General features: G+C 39.5%; 12 protein-coding genes. 5 read left to right on the top strand and 7 right to left on the bottom strand.

The genetic code is table 11. From position 1 onward, the window contains the following. Positions 1-269: 269 nt before the first annotated feature. Positions 270-815 (bottom strand): adenine phosphoribosyltransferase, encoded by a 546-nt coding sequence (gene apt / locus G6R09_RS06945; RefSeq protein WP_065166394.1) that lies wholly within the window; start codon positions 813-815, stop codon positions 270-272. Between the two features lie 126 nt (positions 816-941). Then, entirely contained in the window at positions 942-1,346 is a 405-nt protein-coding gene (locus G6R09_RS06940; protein ID WP_065166395.1) for a YbaN family protein, read from the bottom strand. A 368-nt stretch (positions 1,347-1,714) separates the two neighbouring features. Here G6R09_RS06940 and G6R09_RS06935 point away from each other — a divergent pair, with 368 nt between their 5' ends. Beyond that, positions 1,715-2,062, top strand: coding sequence for a TraR/DksA C4-type zinc finger protein (locus G6R09_RS06935; protein ID WP_065166571.1), 348 nt, complete (start codon positions 1,715-1,717; stop codon positions 2,060-2,062). 116 nt (positions 2,063-2,178) lie between these two features. Here the strand turns inward: G6R09_RS06935 and G6R09_RS06930 are convergent, their stop codons facing one another. Both G6R09_RS06930 and G6R09_RS06925 read right to left on the bottom strand, forming a co-directional pair. After that, positions 2,179-2,820 carry a DUF2057 domain-containing protein gene (locus G6R09_RS06930; protein WP_065166396.1) on the bottom strand — a complete coding sequence of 214 codons (642 nt, stop codon included), beginning with the start codon at positions 2,818-2,820 and terminating at the stop codon, positions 2,179-2,181. 155 nt (positions 2,821-2,975) lie between these two features. Then, positions 2,976-3,977: a porin gene (locus G6R09_RS06925; RefSeq protein ID WP_163921387.1), complete on the bottom strand. Its 1,002-nt coding sequence runs from the start codon at positions 3,975-3,977 to the stop codon at positions 2,976-2,978. A 534-nt stretch (positions 3,978-4,511) separates the two neighbouring features. Here G6R09_RS06925 and dinG point away from each other — a divergent pair. Genes dinG through rsmS form a run of 4 tightly spaced genes read left to right on the top strand, consistent with a single transcriptional unit; the run spans position 4,512 to position 8,202 of the window. Then, positions 4,512-6,596 (top strand): ATP-dependent DNA helicase DinG, encoded by a 2,085-nt coding sequence (gene dinG, locus G6R09_RS06920; RefSeq protein ID WP_163921385.1) that lies wholly within the window; start codon positions 4,512-4,514, stop codon positions 6,594-6,596. A 31-nt stretch (positions 6,597-6,627) separates the two neighbouring features. Beyond that, positions 6,628-7,401, top strand: coding sequence for a TSUP family transporter (locus G6R09_RS06915; RefSeq protein WP_065166399.1), 774 nt, complete (start codon positions 6,628-6,630; stop codon positions 7,399-7,401). Between the two features lie 24 nt (positions 7,402-7,425). After that, complete coding sequence (priC, locus tag G6R09_RS06910; RefSeq protein ID WP_065166400.1) at positions 7,426-7,977, top strand: primosomal replication protein PriC; 552 nt, start codon at positions 7,426-7,428, stop codon at positions 7,975-7,977. Between the two features lie 54 nt (positions 7,978-8,031). Next, positions 8,032-8,202 (top strand): pleiotropic regulatory protein RsmS, encoded by a 171-nt coding sequence (gene rsmS, locus G6R09_RS06905; protein WP_082955610.1) that lies wholly within the window; start codon positions 8,032-8,034, stop codon positions 8,200-8,202. Positions 8,203-8,274: 72 nt separating this feature from the next. On the opposite strand, the gene G6R09_RS06900 is transcribed toward rsmS, so the two are convergent. The 3 genes from G6R09_RS06900 to G6R09_RS06890 form a co-directional block, all read right to left on the bottom strand. Continuing rightward, on the bottom strand, positions 8,275-8,769 hold the full coding sequence (locus G6R09_RS06900; RefSeq protein WP_060997014.1) for a hypothetical protein: 495 nt from the start codon (positions 8,767-8,769) through the stop codon (positions 8,275-8,277). Between the two features lie 458 nt (positions 8,770-9,227). Next, on the bottom strand, positions 9,228-12,311 hold the full coding sequence (locus G6R09_RS06895; protein ID WP_065166401.1) for an efflux RND transporter permease subunit: 3,084 nt from the start codon (positions 12,309-12,311) through the stop codon (positions 9,228-9,230). Then, a complete protein-coding gene (locus G6R09_RS06890) occupies positions 12,308-13,399 on the bottom strand; it encodes an efflux RND transporter periplasmic adaptor subunit (RefSeq protein ID WP_240345707.1) in 1,092 nt (363 codons plus the stop codon). The genes G6R09_RS06895 and G6R09_RS06890 overlap by 4 nt, the downstream gene beginning before the upstream one ends. Positions 13,400-13,525 lie beyond the last annotated feature (126 nt).

Below are 13,525 nucleotides of genomic sequence, written 5' to 3'. Positions count from 1 at the left end.
TAATCAATCTGGACTGCATCTGGTGCAACGAAATTCGCCACTCTTTCTTTTATTCTCGCCATCATAGCTATAATGATAACAACTGCTAGTGATCATTATAAAACAAAGAAAATAAACGAAATAGTAACGAGATAGGTAAAACATTAGATTCAACATTAATGCTAGCATAGTGCCCATTTATGAGCGAGAGGGCGCTAGAGTAAGCGCCCAATGATTAACCAACTATGACCTTATTACAGAATATAATCAGCATAGTTGTTAAAGACATCTTAATGTCCTGGGAAATCACAAATAGAGTAAACGTTAAGTCCCAAACCTTTTAGACGTGCTTCGCCACCAATATCAGGTAGGTTGATAACAAATGCAGCATCAGCAACATCACCGCCTAAACGACGCACTAGATTAGTCGTTGCTTCAATAGTGCCACCCGTCGCCAGTAAATCATCAACTAACAACACTTTATCACCAGCAACAATCGCATCTTTATGAATTTCTAGGGTATCTTTACCGTATTCAAGTTCATAACTCTCAGCAATTACTTCACGTGGCAATTTACCCGGTTTACGTACAGGTACAAATGCAACCCCTAACGCTAATGCTAATGGCGCACCAAACAAGAAACCACGCGCTTCTGTACCAATGATCTTCGTAATACCTTGATCTTGATATTTTTCAGCCAAAATAGCGATCGTGGCACGATACGCTTCTGGCACTTCCATTAGGCTAGTGACATCACGAAAAAGAATACCTGGCTTAGGATAATCTTGAATTGATTTAATGCTGTTAGTAATTAGATCTAATGTTTCTTGGTTCATCATTCTTTCCGTACTTACTCTTACTGCAAACAGAGTAATCTCAAGTTAAAGCCTGCTGATTGCAGACGAAAGCATAAAAATAAAGCCGTTCACAACAGCTGTATTTTTATGTGATAAGTACGCATTTTATGGGTTTTCGTCAGCTTCGGCAACTGACGTAACATCAGCTTGAAGTTCAACCACTGGTAAGCGATTAAAACAGTATAATAAAACCATCATTCCCAGCAGCAACATTACTTTATGCCACCACAATGGCACCATCACGATTGAAAAGCTAAAGCTGAGTACTATCATTACCCTGCCACGGCGCTTTACAACAGATGTTACTGCGCCATGTTGGTGCCAATTAACTAAAATCGGTCCAAGCTGAGGATGTTGATGTAACCACTGATTTAATTTCGGTGATCCTCGCATAAAGCAAGCACTCGCCAACAACAAAAAAGGCGTTGTTGGTAATAAAGGTAAGAAGATCCCTAATACACCCAAAGCGACAGCAAGCCAACCCAAGATGACTAAAACATAGCGTATCATTCTGCTTTTCACCGCAATGTCTTTATTCAAGCCTTACTACCTCAACTCGCAAATTTAACAACTTATATACCTTTTCTATTGCGAAACTCGCACTTTGTAACATCAACCACTAGCAATTGTTAACATTTATCATTATTCATTGATGTTGGCTATACCACAGCAAAAATTAACCAATATTTATTAAATTCGCTTAAAGAATTGATTCAAATCACAACAGCATACTGAATCTCGATTAGACTAATAACACTTAGAGGTACTGCATTAGATTTTTATTTAGCCGCAGTATAACAACACTCAATCAAAGCAGCGGTAATGAAATTATTGCCCTGACTTTATTATTGAATATCACCACTATGGCTATGACCGATATGAATTATAAAAATTTTCAGTATCCGCTAGAGACAGAATATTTGTCTTTAGCTGAACAGTTAAAAAATGAAATGTTAATCAATCATTTAAATAACAGTGCGATTGCAGATAATAACACTGATCTTAATGATCTGATCGTAATGGCTAAATCGTCTTTTATACCTAACCTTTTTGATATGGCGATACGATTAGAAAAAGTAGATGCTGCGGTATGCTCATTTAAGTTAGGTATGTATGGCTTATGCGCCGATTGCGAAGAAGAAATTGAGTATAGCGATCTTGAACAAGATCCCGCTCAACCTCGATGCAAAGCTTGTCGAGAGCATAGCCGTTATCACCACGATTAATTATCGCTAAAGGCTATACTTAGCCACCAAACAAACAAAAGGCAACCTCGGTTGCCTTTTACTTTTTTATTACAAAATAACCACATTGCTAATCTGCAACCCATTAACTGAGTTGTTTAATTAAAATCTTTTTCCGCCATCCAGATTTTAAAGGCTTTTTTATCGTTATTTGATGCCTTGGTGTACCACATTTTTAATTGCGTTAATGCATCACCCGTAATTTCTACCTTGCCAGTTTTATTATCAACATTAACCGCAACTTGTTGTAAATCTACTGCGTTACCTTGTTCAATCACAATGCCATTGTCACTATTATAAGCAGCAACAAGTGCTTCAACATCACTGTAAGCCGCTAAACCTTCACCTTGTAATTCAACACCGTCGAGAGGTTGTAGCGCACCGCCTTCAACCGCTAATTGCCACTTAGCACCCCGTTCAAAAAAGGCTTTCGCTTGTGATTCAGTGCTTAAACGTGGCAGCGTGATTTCAGCATTTTTTTGGGCTAAATCAATCTCAAATAAATACGGACGAGTGGTAAAAATAGTCGATTTTGAACCGCGCTTAACATCACCGTCAAAACGCACTACCACTTGGTGTTTACCTGCTGATAATTCTACGCTATCGACAGTGTTCCAGCCTTGCGCTTTAACTTCTTTACCATCGACGACTAATAACTCAATTTTATCCGCGACTGATAACGTTGCCGCTTGGGTTGTTGCTGAAAACAGTGCCACTAATAGCCATAATGTGTTGTTCATTATTAATCCTTAATATGTTTTTTTATCGGCTGCTCATTGCTATCACTAGCGCTATTTAACTAATGCGTGATAGCAATATTCACTCAGTAAAAAATAAAAGTTAGCAAAAAGCCGCCCAAGAAGGCGGCTTCATTAATGATTACGTTAACACTTGATTAGAATTTAACTTCTAGGCCAGCTACGTAACCGAATTCTTCAACGTCAGCAAATACTTTGTCGTTATCAGAATAACCAACTTCAGCGTATACTTTAACATTGCTGTGTAATTGCTGTGTTACGTTAGCATATACGTTATCGTGCTGAACTTTACCTTTGCCAGCATGGTGGCCATTCGCATGTACGTAACCTAGAGCAAATGTTGTTTTGTCTAGCGTGTAAGAGCCGTTAACTTCGTATAGATCTAGATCTTTTTGAACTTTCTTAGTGTCAGAGGCTTTGTATTTCATCTGACCAAAAGAAGCCGCTAGGTTTACAGCACCCATAGCGTATTCAGCTTCTAAGTTGTAACCACGAATGTCATCACCAGCTTTGCCAGGAATAATAATAGGCGTACCATCAGCGGTTTCACCAGTCTCAACTAAACCTTGAAGACCGATACGCTTACCGTCATAACCGTATACACGAACGTCTAGACCGCCAGTACGGAAACCAACACGGCCATCAGTGATTGTAGTGCTGTGGTTAGTGTCCATATCATGAGAAATAGCAGTGTAGAAAGTACCGTTATCGTAAACGTACTTAGCAACACGGTCACCTTCAGTCTGAACAAAGCTAATTTGCTCTAGGCCCATTTCGTAGTCTTTACCAATACCTGAATCATCTGAAACTAGTAATTGACGACCAAAAGTTAGTGTACCGAAGTCACCAGAAAAACCAGCCCATAGCTCATAATTCTTAACTTCTTTGCTTTCATACTTAAACGCAGTACCAGAAACAACATTTAGGTTCTCAGACACAGCAACAGTTGCGTTAAGTGCTAGATCACCATCGTCTAAACGAATTGTTGAATCTGCATTCTTTTCATAGCCATCATATAGTTGCACTTCAACTGCGCCAGAAAGATCAACTTTAACGCCATTTGCGTCGTAAAGGTTGATGCCAGCATTTGCAGAACCAGCTGCAGTAAGAACTGCTAGCGCTAATAGAGTTTTTTTCATGATATGTCCACTGCCTTTCTTATTGTTGTAAACCTCAATCCTGAGGTTCCCTGTCCCTATATTCCCCTGCTATGTGTATTGATTAAAAAACAAAACACTAAAATATAAGGGGAAGTAATTTATGGCTCACATCCTGACAGAAGTTCAATATTTTTGTCAAATAATCTAAATTAAACATAAAAAAATATAAAACACATCACAAAAACAATGAGTTACAAATAAACAACTAGATATTAATCACATTAAAATAAGTAAAAAAATGCAATTAACAATTATTTAATAGCTGTAAATAACTGTTAATAACACTACTAATAAACTAGTTATTTACCTAAAAGCAGCATAAAAAACTGATTGTTTAATTATGTTATAGATTTTAAATTGGCATAGACCAAACGAATATAAACTCAATGTAACAGAAGTAAAAAATCGTGAGCAACCCCTCACTTTAAAACATAAATAGCGTAAATTTTGTTACCGCTCACATTTAGCGCTTCATGCTATAATGTATTTCCCGATATTTATGAAGTTTCAGTCATGCTGCATAACACCATCAAAAGCGACATTAAACAGTGCTACACCAACCTCGGTCATCAACTTGATAATTTTATTCCACGCCGCGCACAAAACTATTTAGTGGCAGAAATTGCTAAAACACTAGCGGGGGAATACCACAAAAAAAATCGTATTCTGGTGGCAGAAGCTGGAACGGGTATCGGTAAATCTCTGGCCTATTTAATTGGTGGAATCCCTTTTGCTTTGTTCAACAATAAGAAATTATTGATTTCAACGGCAACAGTGGCACTTCAAGAGCAGCTGATCAGCAAAGATTTACCGCTGTTTAATCAAATTTTTCCGCGCGAGTTTAGTTTTATTCTTGCTAAAGGCCGCCAACGCTATTGTTGTAACCATAAATTAGAAGCCAGTTGTTCAACCGATAAAGACTTACAACTGGGGATGTGGGAAGAAAAGCCGAAAAAATCTGATCTCGATTTACTCAAGCGCATGCTCAAAGCGACCGAACAAAATAAATGGGATGGTGATCGCGATAGTTGGCCAACCACGATTCCAGATAAAATATGGCAGCAAATCATGGCAGATAAACACAGTTGCCATGCGGGAATGCCCAAGCACCGTAGCTGTCCATTTGCTAAAGCACGTGAACATCTCGATAAAGCAGATGTAATTGTTGCTAACCATGCACTACTGATGGCAGATATTGAATTAGGTGGCGGCGTCATTCTGCCTGAGCCTGAACAAACCATTTATGTGATTGATGAAGCTCATCATTTACCTCAAGTTGCGCGTGACTTTTCATCTGCGGCTTCAAGTTTAAAAGGCGCTGCTGCTTGGCTTGAAAAGCTTAATCAAATTGTGTCTAAATTTGCAGAATTAGCCGATTATCAAAAATCAAATCGTTTTCAAAACGCGATTCAAGACAACATTCAACATTTAGTACCAACCTTAAATCAAATTGCCAATAATATTGATGCCAGCACATTTAACAAAGATGGCGTCTATCGCTTTGAACATGGCGAACTGCCTCAATGGCTTGAAGAAGAAGCCAAAGGCTGTAAAGAAGCCAGTAAAAAAGCGCTACAGTCACTGGGTAAAATTCAAGATCTTATCGCTGAGCGCACCAAAGAAAACATCATTATTCCGCGTTTAGGTGAGCAAGCACTTACTGAAATTGGTTTCTACTTGCAACGTCTTGAAAATTTAGAAAAAGTTTGGTCATTAATGGCACAGCCAAACCATAAAAAAGGGGCACCACTTGCGCGCTGGATAGAAAAAAGTCCTGATCGTGAAAATGACTACATCATTGAGGTGTCACCATTAGAAGTCGGTTATCGACTTGATCAATTATTATGGAGTCGTGCGGCAGGTGCTATTTTAGTCTCGGCAACCTTGCGCGCTTTGAACAAATTTAGTTTCTTTTGTCGTCAAGCAGGCATATCAGACACAGAAACTGACGGCACCCGTTTTCTGGCATTAGCGTCACCATTTGATTATCAAAACAATGCGCGCTTAGTGATTCCTGCATTAAAACTTGAGCCTCAAGCAGAACAATTTACCGATTTATTGATCGATGTATTACCCGAATACCTTGAAGGTGAAACCGCAAGCTTAGTGTTGTTTTCCTCTTATTGGCAGATGAACAAAGTTGCCGATGCACTGCGCCCACTAGCAAAGAAAAACAAATGGCAATTACTGGTTCAAGGGGAAGAATCACGAAATGAAACTCTAAAAAAACATAAAGAAAATTGTAAAAACGGCCAGCCAAGCATTTTATTTGGCACTGGAAGCTTTTCTGAAGGTCTTGATTTACCGGGTGATTTATTAACTAATTTAATTATTACCAAAATTCCTTTTGCGGTGCCAACCTCACCGGTTGAAGAAGCACATGCAGAATATATAGAAAGCCGCGGAGGTAATCCTTTCTTACAAATATCTGTTCCAGAAGCCAGCAAAAAACTGATCCAATCCGTAGGTCGATTGCTGCGAAAAGAGCTCGATTCTGGTAGAGTGGTTATTTTAGATCGTCGTATTATCAATCGTCGCTATGGAAAAGCATTACTGGATTCTTTGCCTCCATTTAAACGCGTAATTGAGTACAACTAATATCATCTTAACCATAATAAAAAGCATTTAAATGATTGATATGATTGAACCAAGTACGCTGTTGATTCTTGGTATTGTTGCATTAGCTGCAGGTTTTATAGATGCAGTGGCAGGCGGTGGGGGCATGCTAACTGTTCCCGCCCTGCTTTCTCTTGGGTTGCCACCTCATATTGCGCTTGGCACTAATAAATTAGCAGCAACATTTGCGTCATCAACAGCGGCATGGGCTTATTATAAAAAGCAGCTGTTTAGCCCTCAATTTTGGCGTGCATCTTTTGTGGCGACATTTATTGGGGCTATTGCCGGTACGGTTATCGTTAATCTGATTAGTGGCGCTTGGCTAGAAAAAGCGCTGCCTTTAATTATTTTTGCGGTCGCAATTTATAGTTTGTGGCATCCGCACCCAAATCCTGATCAAACCAAACTGCCAACCGTTAATCGCCAGCTTAAGTGTAAACAATGGCTGCAAGGTGCCAGTTTAGGATTTTATGATGGAATCGCAGGTCCAGGCACTGGCGCATTTTGGACAGTGTCGAGCTTGGTATTATATCGCTTAGATATGCTGCGGGCTTGTGGTCTGGCAAAAGCGATGAATTTCACCAGTAACATAACCTCATTAGTGACTTTTATTATTTTAGGTCACGTTAATATCGCATTAGGTTTAACGATGGGAATGTGCTTAATGATTGGGGCTTACCTCGGTGCACACTCAGCTATTCACTTTGGTGCTAAATTTATTCGTCCAGTCTTTATTAGCGTGGTCTTTATTCTTGCGGCTAAATTAGCTTGGCAAGCGTGGTTCTAACCATCGTTATTGATAGGTATTGCAATGATAGATCTTTCTCGACTTCAAACGCTGGTTGAACAATTACAACATCAAGCAGCAGCAACAGATCGTATTCGTGGTGAAGCATCGCGACCATTATTTGATCAACAATTATTTCGTTATCGCAGTAAATTGTTAGTGCCTTGCGTAGCAGAAATCGCTCAAGAATTAGCAATACTTCAAAAAGAGCAACAAACGGGAAAGTTATTACCGGAACGAACGCAACATGTCTGTGAAAAGTTAGTTGCTCAAATCCATGCTGTACAGCGTGAATTTGCCACCCAACACATTCGTAAAAATGAGCCAAAACAGGCAATACGTAAGCAACGTTCAATCAATCAAATATATCAAGATTTGAATCAACATCGTGATTGGGAGCGCCGTTTAAAATCGATGCTTCGCGATAAAGAGTCATTAGTTAATCGTTGCAGTTCTCAATTTGAGCAACAACAATTACAAAAAGAAATTCTAGCATTAGAAGGACGGATCAGTCGTTGCCAAGCCGCATTAATCAAGCTTGAAGATGAAATTAACCGCCGTGAAAGAAAAGGCTAATCACCATAGTCTCAACACACTACACTTAAATAATATTAAACCAGAGATTGATTAATGAGTAACGCTCCTGCATCACCTTTAGAGAATGCCCCTGCTGAAATTAAACTAGCCGTTGATCTTATTTGCCTATTAGAAGATAACGCGATTGATCCACATACGGTATTATCAGCGTTAGATATTGTGCGTCGTGATTTTGAAAAGAAACTGCAACCACAATCGGCATAATTATAACGAGCAGCCATAAAAAAAGGCTGAATTAATCAGCCCTTTAAAATAGTGGTATTTCTTAAAAATAAATTAGTTAATGCCTGCACGCTTTAATAGACCAGCCATCAATGCTGAACTTGATTTCACTTGCTTTGATTTGTTTTTCAAATCTTTCGCTAGTGCTGCATCATTAATGTCATTAGCAATGAAGATCATTGATTGATACATATCACGTGGTGTTTTGATACGCTCTTTATCATTCAATGGCTTCAGCAATGTCACTACATCAGAGCCTTTCTTTTTATTTTCAGTTGTATAGCGTAAAATAGAATCAAGTAAGCGATCCATATCAACCATAAATTCAGAGTTTTCAGTACCCTGCTTTTTCATTTCTTTAAGGTTTTTCTTACGAACCTGATTAATAACAAATGCTGGTTGATTTATTTTACGGTAAGCGAAGATACCCGCTAGCACCAATAACGCTACACTACCTGCTGCAACATAACCCCAGATAGAACCTGAAGATTCAGCAACAGGCTGAGCGACAGCGGCAACGTTTGCAACAGACTCTGGTACATCAGACATATTTGTAACCTTTTACTTTAAGAATTCGGAATGCGGTGAGACCTTACCACCTACTCGATAAACTGCTATATCTTTTATCAAAAATTAGTTCAAATAGGCGACAGAGCTCAAATCTATGCTCATTCTGCCGTTTTCACCAACAAAAATAAAGCACCGTTTGGTTGATTTACAACCAACCAATGGTAACTGTTTGTCTAACAATGTAAAAACCTTGATTCAATTCAAAGTTTATTTTCTGATGGAGCACAAACTAGCTAGCAGTTATACAAATTAATCAGTTGTCAGAGCCCTATTTCACGAAACTCGTGTCAGTACTAATACATCGACTTTAAACAACCATACCAATGCTTAAAGTCTAGTTGGTTTTAGCGACAATGACAGTATCAAGATATCTATCATTAATAGCAGCTAACACCACCAAAACCACAGTTATAATCAACCGCAGTAGCAACACTATTTTAATCGATATTAGAGGCCGTGACTGAAGTCTTGGTTCGTTTTAACTTTTGCACCATCAAGTACACACTTGGCACCACAAATAGTGGATCAACAATACCTAACGCCATCCCAGCAATAATAATGATCCCTAGCGATCCCATCGCATTAGCGCCGGGGCCGGTTTCGCACAATAATGGTAACGTCCCTAAGATCATCGTCAATGACGTCATTAATATTGGTCTTAAACGGGTTTTGGTTGCTTCTAAAATAGCCGCTCGTGGTGATAATCCTTGTGCCTGTAATTCATTGGCAAATTCAGTAATTAATATGCCATGTTTACAAATCAAACCTATCAAAGTGACGAGCCCTATTTGCGAGTAGACATTTAAACTGTAGTCACTGCTATATAATGCCCATAACGCGACTGATAACGTAATCGGTAATGACAGCATCACCACCAGTGCATCAACCACACTCTCAAATTGCGCACTTAATACCATATAAATAAACACTAACGCTGCAATAAATACGAACAACATTTGTTGATTAGCATCTAAATATTGTTTAGCACTATCGACATAGGTATAACGCGCATTAGCTGGCAACACAGTAGGCAATAACTGATTTAAGGCGTTAATCCCCTGTCCCATGCTAACTCCCTCCGCTAATCGAATCGATAATGAAGCAGATGTCGCACGATCATATTGCTCAAGAGAACGTGGACCAAGCTTATTTTTAATCGTAATTAGCTCAGATAACGGCACTAATATGCCTTTATTATTACTGATCTTCAGTTGTTTTATCGTATTCGGCGTTAAGGTATAAGCAGAGTCTAATTGTAAATGCAGTGGATAATTAGTCCCTTGGTAGCTCATATCATTACTGAATGATTTACCGCTCATAGCTAATTTCAATACTTGCTGAATATTATGCAGTGGAACACCATACTGCGATGCCAACACACGATTAATCTCAATGCTAAATTGATTCTGATCGAACTTTAGCGCGCTTCTTGCATGATCAAACAGCGGTGATTGCTGAATCTTATGCGTAACCTCACGCATTTCTTGTGCCAGTGTTTGCTCATCAATATTACTACTAACATTGATATCAATACCATTACTGTTACCACGGCGACCGCCGCCGGTTTCAATCGCGGGGATGACACCGGTAAAGACAATATTACCGCCAACTTTTAACCGAGCATTGATCATTTCACTGATTTTTAGCGCGGATAACTTACGCTGATCCCACGGTTTTAAAGTTACAAAACCACGAATAAAATCACTACTCGCTAAAATTGCTACATGCTCAATATCAGGGATCTGGCGTAACTGTTGATTCATGTTATCAATCATTTTTTGTTCGCTAGTGTCATCACTACTACCCACTAACGGCTGAAATAAAAATATTTGTCCAGAATCTTCCGTCGGTAACATTTCTGAGGGAGTTTGCATAAATGGCCAATAGCTACTGGCTAAAACAACCACCATAATAACTAATGTTGTTTTACGATAATCAATGGTCGCTGTTAATAGCCGTTGATAAGCATGAGCCAAACGAGTTAACTGATGATTGATCCATATCTCAAACCGACCCGGTGGTTGATGGTTCATCATTTTACTGCACATCATCGGTGATAAGGTTAATGCCACTACTCCAGAGATAATCACCGTACCCGCTAAGGTAAATGCAAATTGTTGAAATAACTGTCCTGTAATACCATCAACTAACCCTACCGGAATATACACAGCAGCCAATGTCAGTGTGGTTGCAATAATCGCAAATCCAATTTGACGACAAGCAATCACGGTTGCTTTACGCACTGACGAATGATGCCGCAGTTGACGATGCACGTTCTCAACCACCACTATCGCATCATCAACCACTAACCCAACAGCTAATAACATTGCTAATAACGTTAATGAATTAATGCTAAATCCGGCCAGTTTAAGAATAATAAACGAGCACGATAAACATACGGGAATGGTCACGATTGGAATTAGCGCAATGCGTAAATTACCTAAAAACAGCCAAATCACCCCAGCTACCAACAATACCGCTAACCCAATCGCAATATAAACATCATTAAGCGAAGTAATAATAAAGGTCGATTTATCCAGTAATACTGTCGCTTTCATGCCACTTGGTAAGGTGGTCGAATTCAACAATTGATGCACTTGCTGTGATAACACTAATGGATTGGCGGTCGCGGTGTATTGTGGATTAAGTACAAATAACATCGCACTTTGCTTAGAAAAATCCACCATCGGCTTTAATTCCAACTGGCTACTTGGCGTACCAATTTCCACCGTCGCAACTTGGGATAACCGTACTGGCTGCTGCTGATACATAGCCACAATGGTATTTTTAATATCATTAAGATTGGATATTGCACCAGTAGATACCAATTGATATTGACTTTGAGACCCCGATGTTTGCCCACTAAGTGCCGTTATACTGTCAACATCAGCGATTTTATTAATGACTTTATTTAACGTTAACCCATAATGCTGCACTTTATCTGGATTAAGCGTAATCAGCACCGATTGGCCAGAACTAGGCGCAACACTCACTGATCCTGCAGCTGGTAGCTGTTCTAGCTGCGGCAACAATGTATCAATACCATATTGATGAAATTCATACTCTGCTTGATGCGGCCCAGGGGTTAAGCCAATCAACATTGCAGGCATGCCCTGATCATCAGATTTAGACACGCGTGGCGAAATATCATCCGGTAACTGGCTTTCTATATTGCCAATATCATTATGGATCTCACTGACTAAGGTATCAATTTCACTGTCATCAACACTGGCAGCAACGTCAATGATAATATTGCCTCGACCTTGGCGCGCGGTTGCCGATAAATGGCTGATCCCTTCTGTACCTGCAATAGCATTTTGAATTGGGATCAATACTTCAGTCATCATATTTTGTGCAGCAAGTGCACTATCATGGACTGAGACTTGAATTTTAGATTGGCTAATTTGGGGTGTATAACGCCACGGTAATTTTTGACAAAACAGTAACCCAATAAATACTGGAATCAGCCACAACACAGTACATAGCACTGGGCGGCGAAGGCAAAGCTCTGTTAATTTCATGCCTTACCTTCTTTTGAATGTGGTTGTGAAGACGATAGTGGTTGAGACTGTTTAGGAACAACAATTTCAACCTTTTGATCAGTGCGTAAATAATTTTGACCATTAACAACCAGTTGTTCTCCTGCTGCTAAACCAGAAATTATTTGTACATAACCATCATAATATTCACCAACTTTAACATCCCGTAAACGCGCTTTTTTATCCACCACGATAAATGCCTGTGCGCCTTGTATATTGGTCATTAACGCTGATGTTGGAATCGTTACTTGATGAGGTAATAGCTGCGTTTTTTGAACAACGTTAATATTTTGTCCTGGAGAGAATGGCGCATCAGGCGGTAATTGCGCTTTTAATGTCACTAGTCCCGTTACCGTATTAGGTGCAATGTAGTCTACCGTAGCAGTAACCTTAGTCGTAGGATCTAATTCTGATTGCACCAACACTTGCTGGCCTAATTTATACTCTGAGCGTTGTTGTGCTGGTAGTTGATATTCGACTGTGAGTTGGTGAGGGGAGTATAACGTTGCGATGCTATTACCGACGGTGACCACATCACCAACATGGAAATCAGTTTGGCTGATCACGCCATCAAACGGCGCTTTTATGGTCAGTTCGGTTAATAAGGTTTTATCTTGCGCTAACTGCGCTAATGCCTGCTTATAACTGCTTTCACTGTCATCATAACTGCTACGAGAAATAACGCCCTTAGCACTTAATTGCGTTTGGCGTTGCCAGGTAGATTTTGCTGCCGCCAATAATGCTTGGTCATGGGCCACTTTTGCTGTGGCTACACGGGGATCTAACTGCACTAATCGTTGTCCTTTGACAACTGTCTGCCCTTCAGTAAACAAAATAGCGGTTATTTTATTGGTTTGTAGACTTTTTAGCGTCACAACATTATGGCTATTAATCACGCCATAGCCTGTTACTTGCTTAACCAATGTACGTGCATTAATCGTTTGGGTTTCAACTTGTGCCGCAGCTGCAGTTGGTTTTTTAGCCGCTAAATTAGCGCCACTATCGCAACCTGTAATAACGGATGCTAAAGCAGTTATTACCACCATTGAAATGACTGTTCGTTTTATCATGATCTACTTCCTAGAACATTAAACAACATGCGCTAGGATCAACCAGCACCATATATTCTCATAAGGAATACAATACTAGCAAAGCTATTTTTTCGAATATATGGCGATCACTCACCTTTACGCTGT

The sequence above is a fragment of the Photobacterium sp. Alg240-V54 genome, assembly GCF_900537155.1.
GTDB lineage: Bacteria > Pseudomonadota > Gammaproteobacteria > Enterobacterales > Vibrionaceae > Photobacterium.
This window is presented reverse-complemented; position numbering and strand designations above follow the sequence as displayed.

Excerpts from the sequence above, each read along its gene's own strand:
- apt (WP_065166394.1), bottom strand. The coding sequence starts at position 815 with ATGAACCAAGAAACATTAGATCTAATTACTAACAGCATTAAATCAATT.
- G6R09_RS06940 (WP_065166395.1), bottom strand. The coding sequence starts at position 1,346 with ATGATACGCTATGTTTTAGTCATCTTGGGTTGGCTTGCTGTCGCTTTG.
- G6R09_RS06935 (WP_065166571.1), top strand. The coding sequence starts at position 1,715 with ATGAATTATAAAAATTTTCAGTATCCGCTAGAGACAGAATATTTGTCT.
- G6R09_RS06930 (WP_065166396.1), bottom strand. The coding sequence starts at position 2,820 with ATGAACAACACATTATGGCTATTAGTGGCACTGTTTTCAGCAACAACC.
- G6R09_RS06925 (WP_163921387.1), bottom strand. The coding sequence starts at position 3,977 with ATGAAAAAAACTCTATTAGCGCTAGCAGTTCTTACTGCAGCTGGTTCT.
- dinG (WP_163921385.1), top strand. The coding sequence starts at position 4,512 with ATGCTGCATAACACCATCAAAAGCGACATTAAACAGTGCTACACCAAC.
- G6R09_RS06915 (WP_065166399.1), top strand. The coding sequence starts at position 6,628 with ATGATTGATATGATTGAACCAAGTACGCTGTTGATTCTTGGTATTGTT.
- priC (WP_065166400.1), top strand. The coding sequence starts at position 7,426 with ATGATAGATCTTTCTCGACTTCAAACGCTGGTTGAACAATTACAACAT.
- rsmS (WP_082955610.1), top strand. The coding sequence starts at position 8,032 with ATGAGTAACGCTCCTGCATCACCTTTAGAGAATGCCCCTGCTGAAATT.
- G6R09_RS06900 (WP_060997014.1), bottom strand. The coding sequence starts at position 8,769 with ATGTCTGATGTACCAGAGTCTGTTGCAAACGTTGCCGCTGTCGCTCAG.
- G6R09_RS06895 (WP_065166401.1), bottom strand. The coding sequence starts at position 12,311 with ATGAAATTAACAGAGCTTTGCCTTCGCCGCCCAGTGCTATGTACTGTG.
- G6R09_RS06890 (WP_240345707.1), bottom strand. The coding sequence starts at position 13,399 with ATGATAAAACGAACAGTCATTTCAATGGTGGTAATAACTGCTTTAGCA.